The sequence below is a fragment of the Bradyrhizobium sp. SZCCHNR1051 genome, from assembly GCF_032489615.1.
Taxonomy (GTDB): Bacteria; Pseudomonadota; Alphaproteobacteria; order Rhizobiales; family Xanthobacteraceae; genus Bradyrhizobium.
Genome location: NZ_JAUEYJ010000017.1, coordinates 28,887 through 53,718, shown reverse-complemented (window position 1 = coordinate 53,718; position 24,832 = coordinate 28,887). Strand labels below are relative to the sequence as shown.

Sequence of the window (24,832 nt, the reverse complement as noted above, 5' to 3'; positions counted from 1 at the left end):
GCGAGAGGGCAATCCGGGAAGCGCCGCCCAGGTTTTCCTGCAGCTTTTGCCTGCAGCGGGGGCTTTACCGAACTGGCCTGGCTCTTGCTATAGTCCGAGTATGACGATTGTTCCAATTGATCATCCTCGGGCCGCGCGGCTGCTGTGGTGGCGGTCGCAGCCCGGCCGGACCGTCGCGCTCGTCGCCGGGCTGGTCGCGGCCAACGCGCTCGCCTGGGCCTGGGCATTCGCGCTCTACGCCGACCGGCCCGCCATCGTCGGCACCGCGATGCTGGCTTGGCTGCTCGGACTGCGCCATGCGGTCGATGCGGATCACATCGCGGCGATCGACAACGTCGTGCGGAAGCTGGTGCAGGACGGTAGCGCCCCGCGCGCCGCCGGCCTCTATTTTGCGCTCGGCCATTCCAGCGTCGTCGTCATCGCCACCATCGTCGTGAGCCTCATCGCCGGCGCCGACCTCCTGGATGAAGAGAGTGCGATCAGGGCGATCGGCGGCGTCATCGGCACGTCGGTATCGGCCGGCTTCCTGCTGCTTATCGCGTTGGCGAACCTCATTCTGTTCGTGAACCTCTGGCGCCGCGCCGCACAGCCGCAGTCCGAGATGGAAACAGCCGGAAACAGCGGACGGGGCATCCTCATCCGCCTGCTGCGCCCCGTGCTCCGCCTGGTGGGACGCGCCTGGCACATGTATCCGCTCGGCTTCCTGTTCGGTCTCGGCTTCGACACCGCGAGCGAGATCGGGCTTCTCAGCCTGTCGGCGACCGAGGCTGCGCGCGGCGCGAGCCTCGTCCATGTGCTGGTATTCCCGGCGCTGTTCGCGGCTGCGATGGCCACCGTCGACACCGCCGACAGCATGCTGATGGTCGGCGCCTATCGCTGGGCGCTGACCGATCCCGCACGCAAGCTGCGCTATAACCTCGTGATCACCGGCGCATCCGTTGCGATCGCGCTGGTGATCGGCAGCTTCGAGGCGTTCACGCTGTTGGCGCAGCGGCTTGGCCTGACGGGGGGATGGGCTGACGTCGCCACCGCGCTGGGCGGCGACCTCGCCAATCTCGGGCTCGTCGCGATCGGCGTGTTCGGACTGATCTGGGCGGTCGCCATGCTGCTCGGTCGCAGTCAGCGCGGTTCCGAGGCGACGCCCGGCGAAGCGCTTGCCAGCGTTCGTGCGGGGGCGCTAAACCCGCCGGCGATACGAAGCGGAACGCATAAGACGGGCTAGGAGCGGGGCCTCATGATGGTCGGCTCGGAGGGAACGATCAGGATGCTGTGGCTGCAGGGCGCGAGCTGCGGCGGCTGCACGATGTCGATCCTGGAAAGCGGCGCGTCCGGCTGGTTTGACGAATTGCGCCAATCCGGCATCGATCTGGTGTGGCATCCCTCCGTCAGCGAGCAGACAGGGGACGAGGTCGTGGAGCTGTTAGAGGCGATCCGCGACGGCCGCGAGCGGCTCGATCTGCTGGTGCTCGAAGGCTCGGTGGCGCGAGGCCCCGGTCTGAGCGGCCGCTTCAACATGCTCGCCGGCACCAACCGCTCGATCTATCACTGGCTGCTCGATCTGGCGCCGCTGGCCGACTACGTCGTCGCCGTCGGCAGCTGCGCCGCCTATGGCGGCATTCCCGCGGCTGGCATCAATCCGACCGATGCGGTCGGACTGCAGTTCGAGGGCAGCGATATCGGCGGCGCGCTTGGCGCGGCCTTCCGCTCGAAACGCGGGCTGCCGGTGATCAACGTCGCAGGCTGTGCGCCGCATCCGGGCTGGATGATGGAGAGCCTGCTGGCGCTTACCTCGGGCGATCTGACGGCAGACGGTCTCGACGCGGTCGGCCGTCCGACCTTCATCGCCAACCACCTCGCTCATCACGGCTGCTCGCGCAACGAGTTCTACGAGTTCAAGGCGAGCGCGGAGACGATGTCGGAGCGCGGCTGCCTGATGGAGCATCTCGGCTGCCGCGCAACGCAGGCGGTCGGCGACTGCAATCAGCGCTCGTGGAACGGCGGCGGCTCCTGCACCAAGGGCGGTTATGCCTGCATCGCCTGCACCTCGCCGGGCTTCGAGAGCGCGCAGAACTATCTGGAGACGGCGAAGCTCGCCGGCATCCCCGTCGGCCTTCCCACCGACATGCCGAAAGCCTGGTTCGTCGCGCTCGCAGCGCTGTCGAAATCGGCCACGCCGCGCCGCGTCCGAGTCAATGCGACGGCGGATCATGTCGTGGTGCCGCCGGGCCGTTCCGGCGACAAGCGCCGTCCATGACGCGGATCACGGTCGGACCGTTCAATCGTGTCGAAGGCGATCTCGAGGTCAGGCTCGATATCGAGAGCGGCCGCGTCGCGCGGGCGGAGGTGACGGCGCCGCTCTATCGCGGCTTCGAGCAGATCCTTGAGGGCCGGCCGCCGCTCGACGCCCTGGTCATCGCGCCGCGCATCTGCGGCATCTGCTCCGTGTCGCAATCGATCGCGGCCGCCGCGGCGTTGCGCCAGGCCATGGGCATTGCGGCAGCACCAAACGGCATCCTCGCGAGCAACATCGCGCACGCGGCCGAGAACGCGGCGGATCATCTGACGCATTTCTACATCTTCTTCATGCCGGACTTCGCCCGCGATGCTTATGCCTCGCACGCTTGGCATTCGGCCGCGGCCGAACGTTTCGCGGCGACGAAGGGCAGCGCTGCCCGCGATGCGCTGCCTGCGCGCGCGCGACTGCTCGAGATCATGGGCCTGATCGCCGGCAAATGGCCGCACAGTCTCGCCTTCCAGCCAGGCGGGACGACCCGCGCGATCGAGCTCGGCGAGCGCGTGCGGCTCAGCGCGATCGCGGCGTCGTTTCGCGGTTTCCTTGAGCGCGTCCTGTTCGCCGACAAGTTGGAGAACGTGCTCGCCTTGTCGACGCCGGACGAACTCGACCGTTGGCGCGAGGGCCGAGCCGGCGACTTCGCGCATTTCCTTCGGCTGGCCGATGCGCTCGCGCTGGCCGACCTCGGCAGCGGACCAGGTCTCTTGATGAGCTTCGGCGCGTATCACGACTTCAATGGAGCTCGTTTTCGCGCTGGCGTCCGCACGAGCAGTGGCGAGGTCCAGGCTTTGCCGTCGGACGGCATCACCGAGGACGTCTCGCACGCCTGGATGCACGATACGTCGCTCGATCCGTCCGAGAGCCGCACCGTGCCCGATGCCGACAAAGCCGACGCCTATAGCTGGTGCAAGGCGCCGCGTCTCGCGGGAGAACCGGTCGAGGTCGGCGCTCTCGCAAGGCAGGCCATCGACGGTCAGCCGTTGGTCACCGCGCTGCTCGCGAGCGGTCGCAGCAATGTCCGCAATCGTGTCATCGCCCGGCTGATCGAAACCGCGCAACTCGCGCTGTCGATCGAGCACTGGATCAAGGCGCTGCGTCTCAACGAGCCGTTCTGCGTGAACAGCGGTGAGGCGGCCGACGGCCACTTCGTCGGGGTCGTGGAGGCTGCGCGCGGCAGCCTCGGCCACTGGCTCGCGGTGCGCTCCGGCCGGATCGAGCGTTATCAGATCATCGCGCCGACGAGCTGGAATTTTTCGCCGCGCGACGCTGATGGCGTTGCCGGCCCGCTCGAGCAGGCGCTCGTCGGCACCGAGGTCGGCGATGCCGGCGCGCGTGCGGTCGGCATCCAGCACGTTGTGCGGTCGTTCGATCCCTGCATGGTCTGCACGGCGCATTGAGCGCGCTGCACACAGGCAGGCGGCAAGCGGAAACAAGATTGTCGGTGCAAAGCGCGTGATTTCCGATTGTCGCGCGCGATCCACCACCGAAGGCTCCGTCGCTGCGATCGCACCGCTTCAAGCATCTGAAATCATTATGATTCAAATCCAGCAATGATGCTGGCCCGCATCTTGCTGTCCTTCTCGCCAGAACGCGATCAGATGATCGCCAACGCGATGTCAGGGGAGGACTCATGGGCGCGGCAACGGAAACCTTTTACAGCGTCATCAGGCGTCAGGGCATCACGCGGCGCAGCTTTCACAAATTCTGCAGCCTGACCGCGACGAGCCTCGGCCTCGGTCCGGTCGCGGCGAGCCGCATCGCCAATGCGCTGGAAACCAAGCCGCGCACGCCGGTCATCTGGATGCACGGGCTGGAGTGCACGTGCTGCTCGGAGAGCTTCATCCGCTCGGCGCATCCGCTGGTGAAGGATGCCGTGCTGTCGATGATCTCGCTCGACTATGACGACACCATCATGGCGGCGGCCGGCCACCAGGCGGAGGCCATCCTCGACGAGACACGCGCGAAGTACAAGGGACAGTATATCCTCGCGGTCGAAGGCAATCCGCCGCTGAACGAAGGTGGCATGTTCTGCATCGACGGCGGCAAGCCGTTCGTCGAGAAGCTGAAGATGATGGCCGAGGACGCCATGGCGATCATCGCCTGGGGCGCCTGTGCCTCCTGGGGCTGTGTGCAGGCGGCAAAGCCCAATCCGACGCAGGCGACCCCGATCGACAAGGTCATCACCAACAAGCCGATCATCAAGGTGCCGGGCTGCCCGCCGATCGCGGAAGTCATGACCGGCGTCGTCACCTTCATCACCACCTTCGGCAAGCTGCCGGAGCTCGACCGCCAGGGCCGGCCGAAGATGTTCTACTCACAACGTATCCACGACAAGTGCTATCGCCGACCGCATTTCGACGCCGGCCAGTTCGTCGAGGAGTGGGACGACGAGGCCGCGCGCAAGGGCTACTGCCTCTACAAGATGGGCTGCAAGGGCCCGACCACCTACAATGCCTGCTCGACGGTGCGCTGGAACGGCGGCGTGTCGTTCCCGATCCAGTCCGGTCACGGCTGCATCGGCTGCTCCGAGGACGGCTTCTGGGACAAGGGCTCGTTCTACGACCGCCTCACCAACATCAAGCAGTTCGGCATCGAGCACAACGCCGACCAGGTCGGCATGGTGGCCGCGGGCACGGTGGGCGCAGCGGTCGCGGCGCATGCGGCGGTGACGGCCGTGAAACGGCTCGCCACCAAGCGCGACGACGCCAAACAAGATCATTGATCGCATTCAGGGCAGGCAACGATGGGCATCCAGACTCCCAACGGCTTCAATCTCGACAATTCCGGCAAGCGCATTGTCGTCGATCCGGTCACCCGCATCGAGGGACACATGCGGGTCGAGGTCAACGTCGACTCCGACAATGTCATCCGCAATGCGGTTTCCACCGGCACGATGTGGCGCGGCATCGAGGTGATCCTCAGGAATCGCGATCCGCGCGACGCCTGGGCCTTCACCGAGCGGATCTGCGGCGTCTGCACCGGAACGCATGCGCTCACATCGGTGCGCGCGGTCGAGAACGCGCTCGGCATCACCATTCCGGAAAATGCCAACTCCATCCGCAACCTCATGCAGCTTGCGCTGCAGGTGCACGACCACGTCGTGCACTTCTATCATCTGCACGCGCTGGACTGGGTCGACGTGGTCTCGGCGCTCTCGGCCGATCCGAAGGCGACGTCGACACTGGCGCAGTCGATCTCGAGCTGGCCGCTGTCGTCGCCCGGCTATTTCAGGGACCTCCAGACCCGCCTCAAGAAGTTCGTCGAGTCGGGGCAGCTCGGCCCGTTCAAGAATGGATATTGGGGCAGCAAGGCCTACAAGCTGCCGCCCGAGGCCAACCTGATGGCGGTGGCGCACTATCTGGAGGCGCTCGATTTCCAGAAGGAGATCGTCAAGATCCACACCATCTTCGGCGGCAAGAACCCGCACCCCAACTGGCTCGTGGGTGGCGTGCCGTGTCCGATCAACATCGACGGCACCGGTGCGGTCGGCGCCATCAACATCGAGCGGCTGAACCTGGTCTCCTCGATCATCGATCGCCTGATCGAGTTCAACGAGATGGTCTATCTCCCCGACGTCGCCGCGATCGGCTCGTTCTACAAGGACTGGCTCTATGGCGGCGGCCTGTCCGGCAAGAGCGTGCTCGCCTACGGCGACGTGCCCGAGCATGCCAATGACTACTCCGCCAAGAGCTTGAAGCTGCCGCGTGGAGCGATCATCAACGGCAACCTGTCCGAGGTGTTTCCGGTCGATCACGCCAATCCGGACGAGATCCAGGAGTTCGTGGTTCATTCCTGGTACAAATATCCCGACGAGACCAAGGGGCTGCATCCCTGGGACGGCATCACCGAGCCGAACTACGTGCTCGGTCCCAATGCCAAGGGCACCAAGACCGACATCAAGGAGCTCGACGAGGGCGGCAAATATTCCTGGATCAAGGCGCCGCGCTGGCGCGGACATGCGATGGAGGTCGGACCGCTCGCACGCTGGGTCGTCGGCTATGCGCAGAACAAGGCGGAGTTCAAGGATCCCGTCGACAAGTTCCTGAAAGATCTCGACCTGCCTCTGACGGCGCTGTTCTCCACGCTCGGCCGCACCGCGGCGCGCGCGCTGGAATCGGTCTGGGCCGGACGGCAGATGCGCTACTTCCAGGACAAGCTGATCGCCAACATCAAGGCGGGCGACAGCTCGACGGCGAATGTCGACAAATGGAAGCCCGAGAGCTGGCCGAAAGAGGCCAAGGGCGTCGGCTTCACCGAGGCGCCGCGCGGCGCGCTCGCGCACTGGATCAAGATCAAGGACACCAAGATCGATAACTACCAGTGCGTCGTGCCGACGACCTGGAACGGCTCGCCCAGGGATCCCAAGGGCAACATCGGCGCATTCGAGGCGTCGCTGATGAACACCCCGATGGCCAATCCCGAGCAGCCGCTCGAGATCCTGCGCACGATCCATTCCTTCGATCCGTGTCTGGCCTGCTCGACGCACGTCATGAGTCCGGACGGACAGGAGCTGGCCAAGGTCAAGGTCAGGTAGGCGGGAGAAGCACCATGATGGATGCAGTTGCACGTCCCGCGGAGTCCGAGCCCAATCTGGCCGCGATCGCGGCCGATGCGGCCGGCGAGCATGCGATCGGCCGGCCCACGGTTTATGTCTACGAAGCGCCCGTGCGCATCTGCCACTGGGTCAACGCGTTCGCGATTCTGGTGCTGATGGTCACGGGCTATCTGATCGGATCGCCGCTCCCGACGGTGTCGGGAGAGGCGTCCGCGAACTTCGTGATGGGCTATATCCGCTTTGCCCATTTCGCGGCCGGACAGGTGCTGGCGGTGTTCTTCCTCGCCCGCATCTTCTGGGCCTTCGTCGGCAACCATCACTCCCGGCAGATCTTCTACATTCCGGTGCATCGCAAGCAGTTCTGGAAGGAAGTGCTGCACGAGATTCGCTGGTACGCGTTCCTGGAGCGTGAGCCGAAGATGTATGTCGGCCACAATCCCCTGGCGCAGACGGCAATGTTCACCGGCTTCACGCTGTTCGTCGCCTTCATGATCGTCACTGGCTTTGCGCTCTATTCGGAAGGCACCGGGATCGACAGCTGGCAGCACAAATTGTTTGGCTGGGTATTTGCGATCTGGCCGAACAGCCAGGATGTGCATACCTGGCATCATCTCGGGATGTGGGCGCTGGTCACGTTCGTGATGGTGCATGTCTATGCCGCCATTCGCGAAGACATCATGTCGCGCCAGAGCATCATCTCCTCGATGATCTCAGGCGAACGGCAGTTCCGCGAGTAGCAGGGGGCCGGCATGGTCGATGAGCGCGGGCGCGATCGCATTTTGGTGCTCGGGATCGGCAACATTCTCTGGGCTGACGAAGGCTTCGGCGTGCGGGTGGTGGAGGAATTCCACCGCCGCTTCACCGTGCCCGACAACGTCACGATCCTGGATGGCGGCACGCAGGGACTTTACCTCGTCAACTATGTCGAGGAAGCCGACGGCCTGATCGTGTTCGACGCCATCGACTATGGCCTTGTGCCGGGCGAGCTCAAGCTCGTCCGCGATGACGAGGTGCCGCGCTTCACCGGCGCCAAGAAGATGAGCCTGCACCAGACGGGCTTCCAGGAAGTGCTGAGCGCGGCCGACCTGCTCGGCCGCTATCCGCAGCGGCTTGCGCTGATCGGCTGCCAGCCGCTCGACCTCGAGGATTGGGGCGGTCCGCTGACTGCGCCGGTTCGTGCGCAGATCGCGCCGGCGATCGAGCAGGCCTGCGCCCTGCTGGCGGAATGGGGCGCGCCGGCCATGCCGCGGCGTGAGCCGCTCGCCGGCGACTCGCGCCTGCTCGCCAACGACATCGACCATCACAGCTATGAGCAGCGGTCGCGCCCGGCCGAGTGACCGCGTCGCGAGGGAATCCGACATGTGTCTTGGCCTGCCGATGACAATCCTCGAGACCGATGGCGTCTCGGCGCTGTGCAGCTTCGACGGCGAGGAGCGCCGCGTCTCGGTGCTGTTGCTGTCGAACCCGCCGGTCGGGGCCAAGGTGCTCGTCTATATCGACAACGCCGTTCGCCTGCTCGATGACGAAGAAGCGCGGCTGATCGGCGAGGCGCTGCGCGGCCTGCAGGCGGCCGTGAACGGCGAGAATTGCGACGACTTCTTCGCCGACCTGATCGGGCGCGAGCCGGAGCTTCCGGAGCATCTGCGGTAGCGGTGTTATGCCCTTGGATGGGCGCCAGATTCCTGGCAATAAGATTTCCATAAGAAAAAGTAAGTTGCCAGACATTATCTGGAAAGCGGCTTTCCGATTGATTGCGGAGCTCTTAATTTCAATAAAAATATGAGATATTTCAACGTATTGAGCGTTCCGCTGTCGCGCGGGCGTCTGGCACGTTGATTGCTAACATGGAGAGCACGGCAACGATAACTGGTCAGGGAGAAACGTCGATGGAAATGCAGCAGCGTGACCCCGCGCGCATGCGAGGCGGGTTGCCGGAGGTCGATGCCGGCACCGTCGACGCCTTTCTCGCCGAGGCCGATCGCGCCGGGCTGGTCGCCGTGCTGCTGTCGGCCGGTGATCCCGCGCGGTTTCCGGAGGCGCTCGATGTGGCCATCGTGCTGCCGGAGCTGATCACCGCGTTTCACGGCCGGCTGCGTGGCGCGGTCATCGCGCGCGACGCGGAGGCGGAGCTCGGGACGCGCTTCGGCGTGCGCGTGCAGCCGAGCCTGATCCTGTGCCGCGGGGCGGAGACGCTCGGCCTGATCGCCAAGATCCAGGACTGGTCTGTCTATGTCGATCGCATCTCGCGGCTGATCGACCGGCCGCAGGGCGCGACTGCAACGGTCGTTGCCAGCATCGTCCCAGTCCATCAGCCTGCGGGAGCCGAGCGATGAAGCCGGGATTCTGGATCGCGCCTGAAGGAGCCGAGGAGCCGGTCAACATCTTTCCGATCGGCGAAGAGGCGCTCGATACCTCGCACAAGGGGCTGACCGCGTCCGGGGCCCTGGCCAAGCTGGCCTCGCTCGACTCGGAGGCGTTGGCGCGGAGCTGCCCGCGGGCGGTCGAGCTGTTGTCGACGATTGCAGCGGCCATCGCGGCGCAGACCGCCGGCGCGCCGACGCAATTATTCCGGCTCGAGGGCCTCAACGATCTCGAGCGCCGGCTGATCGACGACGTGCTGGGCGAGGGCGAGGTCGCCGGCGTCGTGGCTCTTCCCGACGGCACGCTGGCTCAGATCCAGGAATCGGTGCTCGCCGGAATATGGCGGGTGCGGCTGGAGGCGGACGAGCGACACGACTACGTCGAAATCGGCGCCGTCCCGGAGATCGTATCGCGCGCCGCCGCCGATCTGACTGCAGGTGACATCGTGATCGGCCCTGTGCCCGAGGGCACCATGAACGCGCTGCCGGTGCTCGCCGAGATCCGCGAGCGCGCGCTGTCCTGGCGACCAGGTCAGCGCTCGCAGACCATCAACTTCACGCTGCTGCCGATGAGCCCAACCGACATGAGCTTCCTGCAGCAGACGCTCGGCAACGGCCCGATCCAGCTGATGTCGCGTGGCTACGGCACCTGCCGCGTGCTCGCGACCGGCATCCGTCATGTCTGGTCGGTGCAGTTCTTCAACGCCATGGACACGATCATTCTCGACACCCTCGAGGTCGGCGGTGTGCCGGTGGTCGCGCTCGCCGCGGCTGAGGATTTCGAGGATTCGGCCGAGCGTCTGACCCAGATCATCGAGGCCTATTTCACATGAGCGGCGGCTTCGAGAATTTCGGTGTCCGCAGCGATCTCGCTGATGACGTGCTGCTGGAGTGCGGCATCTGCTGGACGCGCTACGACCCGGCCGAGGGGGATGGCGTCGCGCAGATTCCGCCGGGCACGCCGTTCGCGGCCTTGCCGGATGACTGGCATTGCCCGAACTGCGATGCGCCGAAAGCCAAGTTCATGGTGGTCGGGCCATGAGCACTGAGGCGGTCGGGCAGGGGACGTCGGACGTCACGCCGGCCGCGTGGGGCGAGCGTCTTGCCGGCGTTTATCGCGAGATCGGCGCTCGTGCGATGCGCGAGCTGCCGATCTATCACGACGCGCTCGACGTCGAGGCGATCGGATTTTCAGTGGTCGACGGCCGCATCCTCGGCATCGTCGTCACGCCCTGGTTCATGAACGTGGTCACTCCGGCCGCACAAGGCGCCGCCGGATCCGTCGTCAAGATCGTGCTTCCGGCTGGCTCGTTCGAATTCACGATCGGCGATGTTGCCGAGGTCGGTCGGATCGCGAGCTGCTCGCTGTTCTCGCCGATGTTCCAGTTCGAGGACATGACCGCGGCGCGTGCGGCGGCGGAGGCTGCGCTCGCCGCGCTGATGACGGCGCCGGAGGATGATCTGTCGTCCGAACGCGCTGCGAAGGCGTCGAGCGCGATCGATCGCCGTGCGTTCCTGCGCGGCACCCTCTCCGAGGGCCGCGCATGACCCTCACCTTTCGCAACCGCATCGACGTGACGCTGTCGGTCGCCGATCGGCTGATCACAGGCGTCGACATTCAGCCGCGCACGAGGCCGCCGCTGGGACGACTGTTCGCCGGCAAGCCGGCCGATATGCTGCTCGCGGCCCTGCCGCGGTTGTTCTCGCTGTGCGCCAGTGCGCACCAGGTCGCGCTGCTGTCAGCGTTGGAAGCCGCACGCGGCGAGCAGGCGCCGCCGTTGACCCGTCACCGTCGGATCAAGGCCGTGGTGGTGGAGCGCTTCGCCGAGCTTATGCGCGGGCTGCTGATCGCGCCATTTGCGCAAAATCGCAGTGACGCGCAGCTGGCGCAACGGTTGTTGCAGGCGGTCGCGTCGCTGCAGATGCATTCCGGCGCTGACACCCAGCAGCAATCTCGCGCTGCAACCTTGTCTCAAATCAAGACGGACATGGTGGTCCTGGGCATAGGCTTGCCAGCGGAGCCGGTTCTGCCGGAAACTCCGCTTGCATCTCTGATGGACTCGGCCCGGAAGGCCGTCGACGATGGAGGATGGAGGCACATGCCGGCCGCGCACGACATCCTGTCGGCCGCCGACGATGACGTCATCGTCGCGCAATTGATGGACGTGGGATCTGCCTTTGCTGAGGCTCCGGAACTCGACGGCCGGGCTCCGGAGACCGGGGTCTGGGCCCGGTATGCGGAGCGCCATCAGTTGGCATCAGCCGGTCCCGTCGAACGCCTCTCAGCCAAGATCACCGAGGTTGCCGAGCTGTTCCGCTGGATCGAGGCCGGCGAGGCTGAGGACGAAGCGGCCGACCAGCATGCCATCGCGAGCTACGCGCTCGGGTCGCGGCGCGGCGGCGCCGCGGTTGAATGCGCCCGCGGCCGGCTGCATCACGCAATCGAGCTGGATGCGCACGGCGCGGTCTCGCGTTTCGAGTATCTGGCGCCGACGGAATGGAATTTTCACCCGCGCGGCCCTGTCGTGAGGAGCCTCACCGGGGCTGCGCTGCGCGGCACGGGCAATCGCGAGGCCATCAATACGATGGTCGGATCGTTCGATCCCTGCGTCGGCTATCACCTGGCATTCCGGGAGATGGCCGATGCATGAGATGGCGCTGTGCGAAGGCATCGTCGAGATCGTCGAGCAGGAGGCGCGCAAGGGCGCCTTCTCCACGGTGAAGACGGTGTGGCTGGAGATCGGTGCGCTCAGCCATGTCGCGCCGGAGGCGCTGCGATTCTGTTTCGAGGCGGTGACCGCGAAGACCCTGTTGCAGGGGGCGGCGCTCGAGATCATCGAACAGCCGGGCACGGCGTGGTGCCTGGGCTGTTCGCGCAGCGTCGAGATCAGCCAACGCTACGCGCCTTGTCCGGCCTGCGGCAGTCATCAGCTGCAGGTCACGGGCGGTGAGGACATGCGGGTCAAGGAGCTGGAGGTCGAGTAATGTGCACGGTGTGCGGCTGCAGTGACGGCAAGTCCTCCGTCGAATCCGGTGATCATCATCACGATCACGGTGAGCATCAACATGCTCATGGACATGATCAGTCCGGACATCATCATCACGGCCATCATTGCCATGATCATGATCACGAGCATGGTCACCATGATCATGACCATCATGATCACGGTCACGCGCATGACCACCATCATGATCACGCCGCCGACCGCATCGACTGCTCGGCCAACCCTGCGGGGCAGGAGGTTGCCGGTCTCTCCAGCGGACGCATCATCCAGATCGAACGCGACATTCTCGGCAAGAACAACCGGCTCGCGGCCGAGAACCGCGCACGCTTCGCCGCGCATGACGTGCTGGCATTCAACTTCGTCTCCAGCCCGGGCGCCGGGAAGACCTCGCTGCTGGTCCGCGCCGTCTCCGATCTCAAGCAGAGCCGGCCTGTCGCGGTGATCGAGGGCGACCAGCAGACCTCCAACGATGCCGAGCGCATCCGCGCCACCGGCGTTCCGGCGATCCAGATCAATACCGGCAAGGGCTGCCATCTCGATGCGGCCATGATCGGCGAAGCCTATGGCCGGCTGCCGGCACTGCGCGGCGGGCTGCTGTTCATCGAGAATGTCGGCAACCTCGTGTGTCCGGCCGCCTTCGATCTCGGCGAGGCCTGCAAGATCGTCGTGTTCTCGACCACCGAGGGCGAGGACAAGCCGCTCAAATATCCCGACATGTTTGCAGCGTCATCGCTGATGCTGATCAACAAGATCGACCTGGCGCCGGTGCTCGATTTCGATCTTGCGCAGACGATCGAATATGCCCGCCGCGTCAATCCGAAGATCGAGGTGCTGACGATCTCGGCCAAGACCGGCGAGGGCCTCTCGGCGTTCTACGCCTGGATCAGGAAGCAGTCGGACCGGATGCGGGCGAGCGCGATGAACGCGGTGCAGGGATGAGCACGCCCGGCCGGACATCGGCGGCGAACCATACGCGCCTCCGGCTCCGCGTCCGCGGTGCCGTGCAGGGCGTCGGCTTTCGTCCCTATGTCCATGGCTTGGCGATCCGCCATCGGCTCGGCGGCTTCGTCGCCAACGATGCTGATGGCGTGCTGATCGAGGTCGAGGGCGACGAGGTCGCCGAATTCGTCGAGGCTCTGCCGCGGCAGACGCCGCCACTGGCGCGCATCGACGACATCGCCGTCGAGCCGATCGTGGCCGACGCCGGCACGGGCTTCCGGATCGCCGAGAGCGTGAGTGGGCGCGTCACGACGCGGATCGTGCCGGACGCCGCCACCTGTGCCGCGTGCCTGGCCGAGTTGTTCGATCCCGGCAGCCGCTTCCATCTCTATCCCTTCGTCAACTGCACCCATTGCGGTCCGCGCTTCACCATCGCCGAGCGCCTGCCTTACGATCGTGCGTCCACGGCGATGAATCACTTTCCGATGTGCGAGGCTTGCCGGTCCGACTACGACGATCGCGCAGGGCGCCGCTTTCATGCCGAGGCGATCTCGTGTCCAAGCTGCGGGCCGCGGCTCAGCCATGGCATCGATGAGATCGCGGCCGCGCTCGCGAATGGCAGGATCGTCGCCGTCAAGGGGCTCGGCGGCTATCAGTTGCTCTGTGATGCGCGAGATGAGCAGACCGTCCAGCGGCTGCGCGCCCGTAAGCAGCGCGACGGCAAGCCGTTCGCCGTGATGTTGGCCACGGCCGACGCTGCAACTGAGATTGCCGAGATCGACGCGCCTGAGCGCGCGCTGCTGGAGCAGGTGGCGCGGCCGATCGTGCTGTTGCGCTCACGCCAGCGTGTTGCGTCCTCGGTCGCACCAGGCCTCGCAAAGATCGGGGTGATGCTGCCGGTCGCTCCGCTGCATCATCTGATCTTCCATGTGCTGGAGGCGGGCCGCCGCGCGGCTGCCGACGGACCATGGGCGCTGGTCTGCACCAGCGCCAATCCGAGCGGGGAGCCGCTGCTGACCGACAATGATGAAGCGAGGAGCGGTCTGGCTGATATCGCGGATCTGATCGTTACCCACGACCGGGACATCGTCATCCGCGCCGACGATTCCGTGCTTGCTGTCGTGGCTGGCGTTTCCCGCTTCGTCAGGCGAGCGCGCGGCTATGTACCGGAGCCGATCCGGCTCGCACGTGCCGTGCCGCCGGTGCTCGCGGTCGGCGCTCATCTGAAGGCGACGGTGACGGTAACGCGCGGCGACGAGGCGTTCGTATCGCAGCATCTCGGTGATCTCGACACGGCGGCCGCGATCCGCTTCTTCGAGGAGACGATCGCGCATCTCACCTCCATCCTCGACGTCGAGCCGGTCGCGATTGCGCATGACATGCACCCGGACATGGCGTCGACCCGGTTCGCGCAGGCACGAGGTCTGCCGACGTTGCCCGTGCAGCATCACCATGCGCATGCGGCTTCCGTCATGGCCGAGCAGGACGTGACCGGCCCCGCTCTCGCGCTGGTGCTGGATGGCTACGGCTATGGCAGCGATGGCGGCGCCTGGGGCGGTGAGTTGCTGTCGTGCGATAGCGCGGGCTTCCAGCGCCTCGGTCATCTCAACCCGTTGAAGATGCCGGGCGGCGACAGGGCCGCACGGGAGCCGTGGCGGATGGCGGCGTCAGTGCTGCACGATTTCGGTCGCGGTGACGAGATCGAGCGGCGTTTCGTAGCGCAGCCCCAGTCGCGCAACATAGTCACGCTGCTAGACCTTGCCGATACCGCGGTCACCACCAGCGCCGGCCGGCTGTTCGATGCCGTAGCTGGTTTGCTCGGTGTCAGCACGGTGCAGAGCTATGAAGGCGAGGCGGCCATGAAGTTGGAGGCGCTGGTGCGTGAACCGGCGACGCTTGAGCGCGGCTGGACCATTGCCGATGGCGTGCTGTCGCTGCGGCCGCTGCTCGCGCATCTGATCGCGCGAGATCTCGACGCTGTCGAAGCGGCCGGGCTGTTTCACGGCACGTTGGCGGCGGCCTGCGTCGACTGGATCGCGAGAGCTTCGCGCGCGACCGGCATCGGCACGGTCGTGCTGAGCGGTGGCTGTTTCCTCAATGCGCATCTGGCCGAGCAGGTCGTGCGCGGCTGCCGTTCCGCAGGCCTCGATCCGCTGCTGCCGCGCCGGCTGCCGCCCAATGACGGCGGCCTCAGCCTCGGGCAGGCCTGGGTGGCTGGTCTGCATCTCACACAAAGCAATGTGCTGTCTGGAGGGACCGTCTGATGTGCCTGGCCATTCCTGCCGAGGTGATCAAGCTCTTGCCTGACGAGATGGCGATCGTCTCGATCGACGGCGTCAGCAAGGAGGTCTCGATCGCGCTGATCGAGGAGATCGCCGTCGGCGACTACGTCATTCTTCATGTCGGCCATGCGCTGGCCAAGATCGATCCGGAGGAGGCGCGCGAGACGCTCGATCTGCTCCGGCAGATGGGCGAGGCTGTGGCGGAGGTCAGGCCATGAAATATGCCGACGAGTTTCGCGACAAGGAGTTGGCGACAGGTCTTGCGCGCGCCATCCGCGCCAAGGCCGATCCGGCGCGCGCCTATCGCTTCATGGAGTTCTGCGGCGGACATACCCATGCGATCGCGCGCTATGGCCTCGAGGACATGCTGCCGGACAATGTTCGCATGATCCACGGCCCCGGCTGCCCGGTCTGCGTGCTGCCGGCCGGGCGCATCGACATGGCGATCGCGCTGGCCGAACGCCCCGAGGTCATCCTCTGCGTCTATGGCGACCTGATGCGCGTGCCGGGCTCGCGCGGGTCCTCGCTGCTCAAGGCGAAGGCGCGCGGCGCCGACATCCGCATGGTGTATTCGACGCTGGATGCGATCGCGCTGGCCGAACAGAATCCCGGTCGCGAGGTGGTGTTCTTCGCCATCGGCTTCGAGACCACGACGCCGCCGACCGCCGTGATGATCCGGGCCGCCGAGAAGAAGCAATTGTCGAACTTCACCGTGTTCTGCAACCACGTGCTGACGCCGCCGGCGATGCGCGCGATCCTCGACAGCGACGACACGGTCGAGATCGACGGCTTCGTCGGACCGGCGCATGTCTCGACCGTGATCGGCACCGAGCCCTACGCGCCGTTCGCGCGCGATGACGGCAAGCCGGTCGTGATCGCGGGCTTCGAGCCGCTCGACATGATGCAGGCGATCCTGATGCTGATCGAGCAGGTCAATGACGGCCGCCACGAGGTGGAGAACCAGTATCGTCGCGCCGTCACCGGCAGCGGCAACCAGCGCGCCATCCGCGAGGTCGCCGAGATCTTCGAGCTGCGCGACCGGTTCGAATGGCGCGGTCTCGGCAGCATTCCGGCGAGCGCATTGAAATTGCGGCCCGGCTTTGCGCATCTCGATGCCGAACTGCGCTTCGCCATGTCCGAGCTGGTCGTCGCCGACAACCCGGCCTGCGAATGTCCGGCCATTCTGCGTGGCCTGAAGAAGCCGGTGGACTGCCGGCTGTTCGGCACCGCCTGCACGCCGGAGACGCCGATCGGCTCCTGCATGGTGTCGTCGGAAGGCGCCTGCGCGGCGCATTGGACCTATGGCCGCTTCCGCGACCATCAGCGGAGGCTTGCATCATGAGCATGCATCAGCGCCGGCTCGACCTGAAGAATGGCTGCGTCGATCTCTCGCACGGCGCCGGCGGCCGCGCGATGGCGCAACTGATTGCCGGCCTGTTCCACGAGGCGTTCGGCAACGAATGGCTGGCGCGAGGCAACGATCAGTCGGCGTTCGACGTTGCGGCCGGCCGCATGGTGATGACGACCGACGGCTATGTGGTGTCGCCGCTGTTCTTCCCCGGCGGCAATATCGGCTCGCTCGCGGTGCACGGCACGGTCAACGACGTCGCCATGGCCGGCGCGACGCCGCTGTATCTGTCGGCGAGCTTCATCATCGAGGAGGGGTTTCCGTTTTCCGATCTGAAGCGGATCGCCGATGCGATGGGAGTGGCGGCGCGCGAGGCCGGCATCGCGATCATCACCGGCGATACCAAGGTGGTCGAGCGCGGCAAGGCGGATGGCGTGTTCATTTCGACGGCCGGCGTCGGCGTGCTGCCGGAAGGCCTCGATTTGTCGGCCGACAAAGCCAGGCCCGGCGATCGCGTGCTGCTGTCCGGCAGCCTCGGCGACCACGGCGTCGCCATCATGTCGAGGCGGCAGAATCTCACCTTCGACACCGAGATCATCTCGGACTCGGCCTCGCTGCACGGTCTCGTCGCCGACATGGTTGCGGCCGGCGGCGCCGGCATCCGGCTGATGCGCGATCCCACGCGCGGCGGGGTTGCGGCCACGATGAACGAGATCGCCCAGCAGTCCAATCTCGGCTTCCGCCTGCAGGAGGAATCGATTCCGGTGAAGCCTGCGGTCGCAGCCGCCTGCGAGCTGCTGGGGCTCGATCCGCTGCATGTCGCCAACGAAGGCAAGCTCGTCGCGGTGGTCGCGCCCGAGGTGGCCGGCGCAGTGCTCGCCGCCATGCAGGCGCATCCGCTCGGCCGCGATGCGGCTGACATCGGCGAAGCGGTGGCCGATGATCACCGCTTCGTCCAGATGGCGACGAGCTTCGGCGGCGGCCGCATCGTCGACTGGCTGTCCGGCGAGCAGTTGCCGCGGATCTGCTGAGACGCGCGATGGGCATCCAGGGAACGATACTGGTCGTGGATGACGAGGTCCGGTCGCAGGAGGCGCTGCGCCGCGTCCTCAACCAGGATTTCGAGGTCTTGTGCGCGGGCAACACGAACGATGCCGAGAAGCTGCTCGAAGGCGAGATCGTGCATGCCGTGATCTGCGACCAGCGCATGCCGCAGGAGTCCGGCGTCAGCTTCCTGAAGCGCGTGCGCGAGATGTGGCCCGACCCTGTACGGATGATCATCTCCGGCTATTCGGACTCCGAGGACATCATCGCCGGCCTCAACGAGGCCGGCATCTATCAGTACATCACAAAGCCCTGGCAGCCGGATCGCCTGATCGAGATCGTCCGCGAGGCCGTGCAGCTGTACCGGCTGCAGAAGGAGACGGAGACCGCCGGCGTTGACGTGAAGGCCACGCCGGCCCATATCAAGAAGGTGGTGTCGGTCAAGCGCGGCGCCGCCAAGCAGCTCTACGATTTCGACCGCATCGTGCATTCGGCCGCGAGCCCGATGCGCAACGTGATCGAGCTCGGCCGGCGCGCCGCCGACTACGACATCTCGGTCTTGATCACCGGCGAATCCGGCACCGGCAAGGAGCTCCTGGCGCGCGCGATTCACTACGGTTCTGCGCGGGCCACCAAGGCGTTCGTCGTCGAGAATTGCGGCGCACTGCCGGATGAGCTGCTGGAAAGCGAGCTGTTCGGCTGCAAGAAGGGCGCGTTCACCGGCGCCTATCAGGACCGCATCGGCCTGTTCGAGGTTGCCGATGGCGGCACTATCTTTCTCGACGAGATCGGCGAGACCTCGCCGGCATTTCAGGTCAAGCTCCTGCGCGTGCTGCAGGAGAGCGAGATCCGGCCGCTCGGCGCGCAGCGCGTGCGCCAGGTCGACGTGCGCGTGGTCGCTGCCACCAACCGGGATCTTGAGGCCGAAGTCGAGGCCGGCCGCTTCCGCCGCGACCTCTACTACCGACTCGCCGCGTTTCCGGTGCACATGCCGTCCTTGCGCGAGCGTCCGATGGACATTCCGCTGATCGCCGAGGGCGTGCTGTCGGCGGTGAAGACATCGTTCAACCGGCCGCATCTGCGTTTCGCACCGGCGGCGCTGGAGGAATTCTCCCGCTATCACTGGCCCGGCAATGTCCGCGAGCTGCAGAACGAGATCCAGCGCATGGCCGTGCTGGCCGATGCCGACGAGCTGCGCTGTCCGCCGTTCGCCGCCCGGCGCAGCGCACGCCGCGCCGCGCCCGCGATCGCCAATGGCAAGCTCAATGGTTCCGGGAGCCTGAAGGACAGGGTCGAGGATCTCGAAAAGACCATCATCGTTCACTGTCTGGAGAAATATGATGGTAACATCAGTCGCGTCGCCAGCGAGCTCGGCCTGTCAAGGGTGGGGCTCCGGAACAAATTGTCGAGATACGATCTGAAGAAACATGGCAAAGGCCACTCACTCTCCTGAGTCCGGGGCTGACACGCTGCTCAAGCTGATCGCGAGCAGCAGCACGCTCGAACTCGACAGCGAGCGCGAAGGCGTGTGGATCGAAGTGATCCGCAAGATGGACGAGGTCTATTCCGACCTGCTGCGCTACGAGGTCGATCTCGAGCACAAGAACGCCGAGCTCGAGGAAGCCCAGGCGTTCGTCACCAATGTCATCGAGTCCGTCTCCGACATCCTGGTGGTCTGTGACGCCAGGGGCACGGTGCAGCAGGCCAACTCCGCCTTTCTGCAGACATCGGGACGGGCCTTGGCTGACATCGCCGGTCGCGATATCGCCGAGATGATTAATCCCGATCATCGGCCCAAACTTGTCTCGCTGCTGAAGCCGCGCAGCAGCGCCGAAGTGGTCGACGGTGAATTGCGCTTTGCTGCGGCGGCCGGCGTCAGCTCCGACCTGTTCGCGATCAACAGCTCGCCGCGGCATGACCATCGCGGCCGCTTCATCGGCGTCGTGCTGACGGGCCGTCCGATCGGCGAGCTGCGCCGCGCCTATGAGGCCCTGCACAAGGCGCATCAGGAGCTGCAGCGGGCGCAGCGGCAATTGGTCGAGCAGGAGAAGATGGCGAGCCTCGGCCGGCTCGTCGCGGGCGTGGCCCACGAGCTGAACAATCCGATCAGCTTCGTCTATGGCAACATCCACACCCTGATGCGCTACCGCACCTCGCTGGTCGGCTATCTCGATGCCATCCATGAGCAGCCGGTCAGCGAGGACATCGCCGCGCTTCGCTCGGATCTGAGGATCGACGCCATCCTCGAGGATTTCGGGCCGCTGATCGACGGCACGCTGGAAGGTGCGGTGCGCATCAGCGAGATCGTCAAGAACCTGCGCCGCCTGTCGTTCTCGAAGCTCGGCGAGGTCGAGCGCGTCAACATCGAACGGCTGATCAATACCGCCGTGCTGTGGGCAGGGCGCACCAAGCAGCATCGTGTCGACATCCAGATCGAGGTCGAGCCGGATCTGTGGATCTCCGGCAACGAAGGCCAGCTGCATCAGGTGATCGTCAACCTCGTGGAGAACGCGATCGACGCGATGCGATCGACCGACCTGCCGCGTCTTCTGGTCGCGGTGGCGCGCCAGGGCAACGAGATCGCCTTTCGCATCACCGATAACGGCCCCGGCATCGACAAGGATCACCTGACCCACATCTTCGAGCCGTTCTTCACGACCAAGCGCGTCGGGGAGGGGACGGGGCTCGGGCTGTGGATCAGCTACGGCATCGTCCGCGAGCACGGCGGCGAGCTGTCCGCGACCAACGAGCCGCAGGGCGGCGCCACGTTCTCTTTCAGCTTGCCGGCGGCTTGACCATAGCGGCGGGGCTGCTGCCGACGCTGAAGTGGGATGCTGGGTATCCCTTCGAAACGATGCGGGGGTTCCTGACGGCGGTGCCGTCGGATGTTGCGGGCAGAAGCCAAGCTTGAGGTGATCAGGACGCCGTCGCGACCGGCACGCGCTCGCGCTGATTGGTCAACCGCGCCAGCAGCACGGTTGCGGTTCGCGTGATGTGTTGCCGTGCGAGATCCTCGGCCTTCTGCGCATCGCCGGCGATCACCGCCCGCAGGATGTCCTCATGCTGATCCCAGATTCGCCGCGGCGTCTCGTCGCGCATCAGCACCTCGCCCATCAGCCGGCGCAGATGCAGCCAATGCGGCAGCGTGGTGTCCTGGATGACGGAGTTGCCGGAGATCTCGTAGAGGAATTCATGAAACTTGACGTCGGCCTCGATCAGCTTCTCGACCGAATGCTCGCGCTCGGCGCTCCGGCCCTGCTCGATCAAATTCGGGCCTTCCTCGGCCGCTCGCTTGGCGCCGCGGGTCGCCGCGAGCCGGCAGGCGAGGCCCTCGGCGACCGCGCGTATTTCATAGAGGTTGCGGATGAAGTCGGTGTCGATCGGTGCGACTTCCAGGCCGCGGCCCGGCGCCTCGCGCACAAAGCCCTGATTGCGCAGCAGCAGCAGGGCCTGCTGCACCGGCTGGCGCGAGACGCCGAGGTCGCGGGCCAGATCGTCCTGGATGAGGCGGGCAGATTCCGGCAACTCCCCGCCGACGATGTCGGAGAGAATGCGCTCGTAGACGCGTTCGGTCAGGCTCGGCTGGGTCTTCAGCGGCGGCACACGGCCTCCACGGGATCAGGTGTGATGTCCGGTCGCGAATGCGAGGCTGCCGTGCCGGAGCCCAGCGCTCGCATTGCGGCCGCTGTCGGTTTGAACGGAGTCATAGCGGGAATTTCCGCGCAGTGAGCGTCCGCCGCTGCTTGGACTTGCTGTCCTGCTGGATTTCGAGGTGATGGATGAACACGCTGGCCGCGCGCGAAATGTGCTCCCGGCTCAGCCGTTCGGCCTCGGCGCTGCGGCCCTCGATGACGGCTGCAAGAATGTTCTCATGCTCGTCCCAGACCATCCGTGACATGCTCTGCTCCTTCTGCAGCACGTCGGACATCACCCGCTTCAGGCACGGCCAATGCGGTGCCATCGTCTCGCCGATCAGCGCGTTGCCGGAGAGGTCGCCGAGGAAGCGATGGAAGGCGATGTCGGTCTCGATCTTGCGGTTGACGAGCCCGCTCTTCACCGCCTCGTAGCCGGCCGCGATGTAGGCCGGACCTTCGCGCGCAGCGCGATCGCTCGCCCGCTCGGCGGCCAGTCGCGCCGCGAGGCCTTCGAGCACTGCCCGCATCTCATAGAGGTCCCGGACGAAGCCGGGGTCGAGCGGCGCCACGATCAACCCGCGGCCCGGCGCGCTCTGCACCAGCCCGCAGCCGCGCAGCAGGATCAGCGCCTGCTGAACCGGCTGGCGCGACACTCCGTAAGCCTGGGCCAGATCGTCCTGGATCAGCCGCGAGCCCGGCGCGAGAACGCCGCTGACGATCTCGTCAGTGATGGCTTCGACGACCTGGTCGACCAGAGAGGGAGCGGCGGGCACGATTCGCATGGGTCATCACATTTTGCCGGACATTAGCATGTCAAGACAGAAAATCCATTTGCGACGTATTCGAATTCAGAGTACGAATTCAAAAAAGGGCGCCGCCCTAGGGCAAGTTAAAGAGGCGGCCATATAGGGGAGGGACTCCGTTGTCGGAAGATCCGACCAGTCTGGAGCGCGATCAGGTTTGGTCCGCGCGCTCGGAGGGCAGCGTGCGCGCCGGCGTGATGCCGGCGGTCTCGCGCGCATTGCTGGCGGCCTCTGTGGCGTCGGTTGCAGCGATGGCGCCTGCGCTCGGGGTGGCCGGAGAAGGCCTGACCCTGTCGGATGCGTGGGTGCCGGCGGCGCCCGAGGTGGGACGCGACATCCCGTTGCTGATCACGATCAAGAATGACACGAGCGCGCCGGAAGCGTTGATGCGCGTGCGTTGTCCGATCGCCAATTTTTCGGAGCGGCACACCGTCGACCGCGGCGAAGGCGCGCCGGCGATGCGCTCCATTCCCAACATTCCAATTGCCGCGGGCAGCACGCTGGTGCTGCTGCCGACCGCCTATCACGTGATGCTGCTGCAGACGCGGGAGCCGCTCGAGCCAGGCCAGCGCTTCACCTGCACGATCGTGTTCCAGAAAGCAGGATCCATCGAAACGGAGGTCGAGGTTCGCAAGTCCCCTTGAAGCGTGTTTGTCGCCTGCTGCCCTCCGCCGTCGCGCTTGGCGGAGCGGTATTCGCTCCAACTCATAATCAATATAATGGGAGAAGGAAACGATGAGGACTAACGTCAGGTCGACCCTGCGGGCGGTGCTGCTGGCCAGCGCAGCCTTCGCCTGTTTCCAGCTTGCATCGCCGGCGCAGGCCGCCGACGAGATGACCCCCGAACGGCTTCTCAACGCCGACAACGAAGCCGGCAACTGGCTGCACCATCATAAGAACTACTCGGGCACACGGTTCTCGGCGCTGAAGGAGATCAACAAGGATAACGTCAAGAACCTGAAGGTCGCCTGGACGATGCATCTCGGCGGCGTCGAGGGCGGCGGCATCTGGAGCCACGGCGGTCTCGAAGGCACGCCGATCGTCGAGAACGGCATGATCTACGTCACCGACGGCTGGGGCTCGGTCTACAAGATCGACGCGCGCGGTGGCAAAGGCCAACTGGTCTGGAAGATGGATCCGAAGACGGATCACGACTGGGCCGGTGCGATCGCCTGCTGCGGCGTCGACAATCGCGGCGTCGCGCTGTGGGGCAATCTCGTCATTTCGCACACGCTCGACGGCCGCCTGATCGCGACCAACAAGGAGACCGGACAGGTCGCCTGGCAGCGCCAGGTCGCCGATCCCGACAAGGGCGAGGTGATCACCGGTGCGCCGCTGATCGTGAAGAACATGGCGATCTCGGGCGTGGCCGGCGCCGAATACGGCATCCGCGGCTGGATCGCGGCGACCGATCTCGGCACGCAGAAGGAGGTCTGGCGCACCCACACCATTCCGGGGAAGGGCGAGCCGGGCAGCGAGACCTGGAAGGACAGCAACGACGCGGCCGCGGCCGGCGGCGGCTCGACCTGGGTGACCGGGACCTACGACCCGGCGACCGACACCATCATCTGGGGCGTCGGCAATCCCGGTCCGGACTGGGACAACGCCTATCGTCCGGGCGACAACCTCTACACCGACAGTTCGCTGGCGCTCGATGCCAACACCGGCAAGATCAAGTGGCACTATCAGCACACGCCGAACGATCCCTTCGACTATGACAGCGTCGCCGAGAATGTCCTGGTCGATGTGCCCGCGCCGAACGGCTCCACCCTGAAGCTCGCGCTCGAGGCCGACCGCAACGGCTTTGCCTATGCGATCGACCGCACCAGCGGCAAGTTCATCTGGGGCCTGCCCTTCGTCAAGAAGGTGACCTGGACCAAGGGGCTCGATGCCGAGACCGGCAAGCCGATCGAGTATGATCCGAAGAACCCGGTGCAGCGCTACAATGCGTCGGTGTCGCCGCATCGTGAGAACAAGGTCGCGGACATCTGCCCAGGCAACATGGGCGGCAAGAACTGGCCGCCGACTTCGTACAATCCGGACCTGAAGCTCTGGTACATCCCGGTGATCGAGAGCTGCAACCGGATCACCGTGGAAGAAGCGACCAAGGACAAGCTGAAGCCGCGCGAGTTCTGGACCGGCGGCGGACCGAGCCAGCCGTTCAAGATCACGGGCAGCGTGACCGCGATCGACGTCACCACCGGCAAGATCGCCGGCAAGATGGAGACGCCGTTCCCGAATCTCGGCGGCATGCTGTCGACGCCTGACCTCGTCTTCACCGGTCAGCCCTCGGGCGAGGTGATGGCGCTCGATGCCAAGACCCTGCAGAAGCTGTGGGAGTTCAACACCGGTGGCGGCGTCAATGCGCCTCCCGTGACGTTCTCGGTCGACGGCAAGCAGTATGTCGCGATCCTGGTCGGTCTCGGCGGCGCCTGGGACAAGTGGTTCATCGAATCCACGCCCGAGCTGAAGAAGATCCAGCCCGGCTCGATGCTCTACGTCTTCTCGCTGTGAAGTCGGCTGCGGAGCGGAGGCATGGCCTCCGCTCCGCCTCCTATCCCCTGTTCG

Annotated in this window: 25 protein-coding genes; 23 read left to right on the top strand and 2 right to left on the bottom strand. The window is 65.7% G+C overall.

The genetic code is table 11. From position 1 onward, the window contains the following. Positions 1 to 100: 100 nt before the first annotated feature. The 21 genes from QW868_RS21115 to QW868_RS21015 all read left to right on the top strand — a co-directional run bounded on the left by QW868_RS21115 (position 101) and on the right by QW868_RS21015 (position 20,621). A complete protein-coding gene (locus QW868_RS21115) occupies positions 101 to 1,222 on the top strand; it encodes a HoxN/HupN/NixA family nickel/cobalt transporter (RefSeq protein ID WP_316231411.1) in 1,122 nt (373 codons plus the stop codon). Between the two features lie 15 nt (positions 1,223 to 1,237). Continuing rightward, on the top strand, positions 1,238 to 2,254 hold the full coding sequence (locus QW868_RS21110; RefSeq protein WP_315796613.1) for a HupU protein: 1,017 nt from the start codon (positions 1,238 to 1,240) through the stop codon (positions 2,252 to 2,254). After that, positions 2,251 to 3,690: a nickel-dependent hydrogenase large subunit gene (locus QW868_RS21105; protein WP_316231410.1), complete on the top strand. Its 1,440-nt coding sequence runs from the start codon at positions 2,251 to 2,253 to the stop codon at positions 3,688 to 3,690. Before QW868_RS21110 ends, QW868_RS21105 begins: the two co-directional genes overlap by 4 nt. Before the next feature lie 233 nt (positions 3,691 to 3,923). Then, positions 3,924 to 5,015, top strand: a complete 1,092-nt coding sequence (locus tag QW868_RS21100) for a hydrogenase small subunit (RefSeq protein WP_315736707.1) — start codon at positions 3,924 to 3,926, stop codon at positions 5,013 to 5,015. Positions 5,016 to 5,036: 21 nt separating this feature from the next. Then, positions 5,037 to 6,827 carry a nickel-dependent hydrogenase large subunit gene (locus QW868_RS21095; protein WP_315736708.1) on the top strand — a complete coding sequence of 597 codons (1,791 nt, stop codon included), beginning with the start codon at positions 5,037 to 5,039 and terminating at the stop codon, positions 6,825 to 6,827. 14 nt (positions 6,828 to 6,841) lie between these two features. Continuing rightward, complete coding sequence (cybH, locus tag QW868_RS21090) at positions 6,842 to 7,585, top strand: Ni/Fe-hydrogenase, b-type cytochrome subunit (RefSeq protein ID WP_316178504.1); 744 nt, start codon at positions 6,842 to 6,844, stop codon at positions 7,583 to 7,585. A 12-nt stretch (positions 7,586 to 7,597) separates the two neighbouring features. Beyond that, positions 7,598 to 8,185 carry a HyaD/HybD family hydrogenase maturation endopeptidase gene (locus tag QW868_RS21085; RefSeq protein ID WP_316231409.1) on the top strand — a complete coding sequence of 196 codons (588 nt, stop codon included), beginning with the start codon at positions 7,598 to 7,600 and terminating at the stop codon, positions 8,183 to 8,185. Positions 8,186 to 8,207: 22 nt separating this feature from the next. Next, on the top strand, positions 8,208 to 8,498 hold the full coding sequence (locus tag QW868_RS21080) for a HypC/HybG/HupF family hydrogenase formation chaperone (protein WP_315736711.1): 291 nt from the start codon (positions 8,208 to 8,210) through the stop codon (positions 8,496 to 8,498). Positions 8,499 to 8,734: 236 nt separating this feature from the next. Further along, positions 8,735 to 9,181, top strand: a complete 447-nt coding sequence (locus QW868_RS21075; protein ID WP_315736712.1) for a hydrogenase accessory protein — start codon at positions 8,735 to 8,737, stop codon at positions 9,179 to 9,181. Next, positions 9,178 to 10,041 carry a hydrogenase expression/formation protein gene (locus QW868_RS21070; protein WP_315736714.1) on the top strand — a complete coding sequence of 288 codons (864 nt, stop codon included), beginning with the start codon at positions 9,178 to 9,180 and terminating at the stop codon, positions 10,039 to 10,041. The genes QW868_RS21075 and QW868_RS21070 overlap by 4 nt, the downstream gene beginning before the upstream one ends. After that, positions 10,038 to 10,250 (top strand): rubredoxin, encoded by a 213-nt coding sequence (locus QW868_RS21065; RefSeq protein WP_315778869.1) that lies wholly within the window; start codon positions 10,038 to 10,040, stop codon positions 10,248 to 10,250. The genes QW868_RS21070 and QW868_RS21065 overlap by 4 nt, the downstream gene beginning before the upstream one ends. Then, complete coding sequence (gene hybE, locus QW868_RS21060; protein ID WP_315778867.1) at positions 10,247 to 10,756, top strand: [NiFe]-hydrogenase assembly chaperone HybE; 510 nt, start codon at positions 10,247 to 10,249, stop codon at positions 10,754 to 10,756. The genes QW868_RS21065 and hybE overlap by 4 nt, the downstream gene beginning before the upstream one ends. Next, on the top strand, positions 10,753 to 11,859 hold the full coding sequence (locus tag QW868_RS21055) for a nickel-dependent hydrogenase large subunit (RefSeq protein WP_316231408.1): 1,107 nt from the start codon (positions 10,753 to 10,755) through the stop codon (positions 11,857 to 11,859). Before hybE ends, QW868_RS21055 begins: the two co-directional genes overlap by 4 nt. Next, a complete protein-coding gene (gene hypA / locus QW868_RS21050) occupies positions 11,852 to 12,193 on the top strand; it encodes a hydrogenase maturation nickel metallochaperone HypA (protein ID WP_315736719.1) in 342 nt (113 codons plus the stop codon). The genes QW868_RS21055 and hypA overlap by 8 nt, the downstream gene beginning before the upstream one ends. Beyond that, on the top strand, positions 12,193 to 13,152 hold the full coding sequence (gene hypB / locus QW868_RS21045) for a hydrogenase nickel incorporation protein HypB (RefSeq protein ID WP_316231407.1): 960 nt from the start codon (positions 12,193 to 12,195) through the stop codon (positions 13,150 to 13,152). Before hypA ends, hypB begins: the two co-directional genes overlap by 1 nt. Then, positions 13,149 to 15,416, top strand: a complete 2,268-nt coding sequence (gene hypF, locus QW868_RS21040) for a carbamoyltransferase HypF (RefSeq protein ID WP_316231406.1) — start codon at positions 13,149 to 13,151, stop codon at positions 15,414 to 15,416. The genes hypB and hypF overlap by 4 nt, the downstream gene beginning before the upstream one ends. Continuing rightward, positions 15,416 to 15,652, top strand: coding sequence for a HypC/HybG/HupF family hydrogenase formation chaperone (locus QW868_RS21035; protein ID WP_316231405.1), 237 nt, complete (start codon positions 15,416 to 15,418; stop codon positions 15,650 to 15,652). Before hypF ends, QW868_RS21035 begins: the two co-directional genes overlap by 1 nt. Continuing rightward, the gene (gene hypD, locus QW868_RS21030) at positions 15,649 to 16,776 is read left to right on the top strand and encodes a hydrogenase formation protein HypD (RefSeq protein WP_316231404.1); all 1,128 of its coding nucleotides are present in this window, start codon (positions 15,649 to 15,651) and stop codon (positions 16,774 to 16,776) included. Before QW868_RS21035 ends, hypD begins: the two co-directional genes overlap by 4 nt. Beyond that, the gene (hypE, locus tag QW868_RS21025) at positions 16,773 to 17,813 is read left to right on the top strand and encodes a hydrogenase expression/formation protein HypE (RefSeq protein WP_316231403.1); all 1,041 of its coding nucleotides are present in this window, start codon (positions 16,773 to 16,775) and stop codon (positions 17,811 to 17,813) included. Before hypD ends, hypE begins: the two co-directional genes overlap by 4 nt. A gap of 8 nt (positions 17,814 to 17,821) precedes the next feature. Beyond that, on the top strand, positions 17,822 to 19,279 hold the full coding sequence (locus QW868_RS21020) for a sigma-54 dependent transcriptional regulator (RefSeq protein ID WP_316231402.1): 1,458 nt from the start codon (positions 17,822 to 17,824) through the stop codon (positions 19,277 to 19,279). Continuing rightward, the gene (locus QW868_RS21015) at positions 19,254 to 20,621 is read left to right on the top strand and encodes a sensor histidine kinase (protein WP_316231401.1); all 1,368 of its coding nucleotides are present in this window, start codon (positions 19,254 to 19,256) and stop codon (positions 20,619 to 20,621) included. The genes QW868_RS21020 and QW868_RS21015 overlap by 26 nt, the downstream gene beginning before the upstream one ends. 121 nt (positions 20,622 to 20,742) lie before the next feature. Here QW868_RS21015 and QW868_RS21010 read toward each other — a convergent pair whose 3' ends face one another. Both QW868_RS21010 and QW868_RS21005 read right to left on the bottom strand, forming a co-directional pair. After that, positions 20,743 to 21,429 carry a GntR family transcriptional regulator gene (locus QW868_RS21010; RefSeq protein WP_315755005.1) on the bottom strand — a complete coding sequence of 229 codons (687 nt, stop codon included), beginning with the start codon at positions 21,427 to 21,429 and terminating at the stop codon, positions 20,743 to 20,745. Between the two features lie 100 nt (positions 21,430 to 21,529). After that, positions 21,530 to 22,243, bottom strand: a complete 714-nt coding sequence (locus QW868_RS21005) for a GntR family transcriptional regulator (RefSeq protein ID WP_316231400.1) — start codon at positions 22,241 to 22,243, stop codon at positions 21,530 to 21,532. Positions 22,244 to 22,383: 140 nt separating this feature from the next. Here QW868_RS21005 and QW868_RS21000 point away from each other — a divergent pair, with 140 nt between their 5' ends. Both QW868_RS21000 and QW868_RS20995 read left to right on the top strand, forming a co-directional pair. Then, positions 22,384 to 22,908, top strand: coding sequence for a copper chaperone PCu(A)C (locus QW868_RS21000; protein ID WP_315825301.1), 525 nt, complete (start codon positions 22,384 to 22,386; stop codon positions 22,906 to 22,908). 91 nt (positions 22,909 to 22,999) lie between these two features. Continuing rightward, on the top strand, positions 23,000 to 24,778 hold the full coding sequence (locus QW868_RS20995) for a PQQ-dependent dehydrogenase, methanol/ethanol family (RefSeq protein ID WP_315825300.1): 1,779 nt from the start codon (positions 23,000 to 23,002) through the stop codon (positions 24,776 to 24,778). Positions 24,779 to 24,832 lie beyond the last annotated feature (54 nt).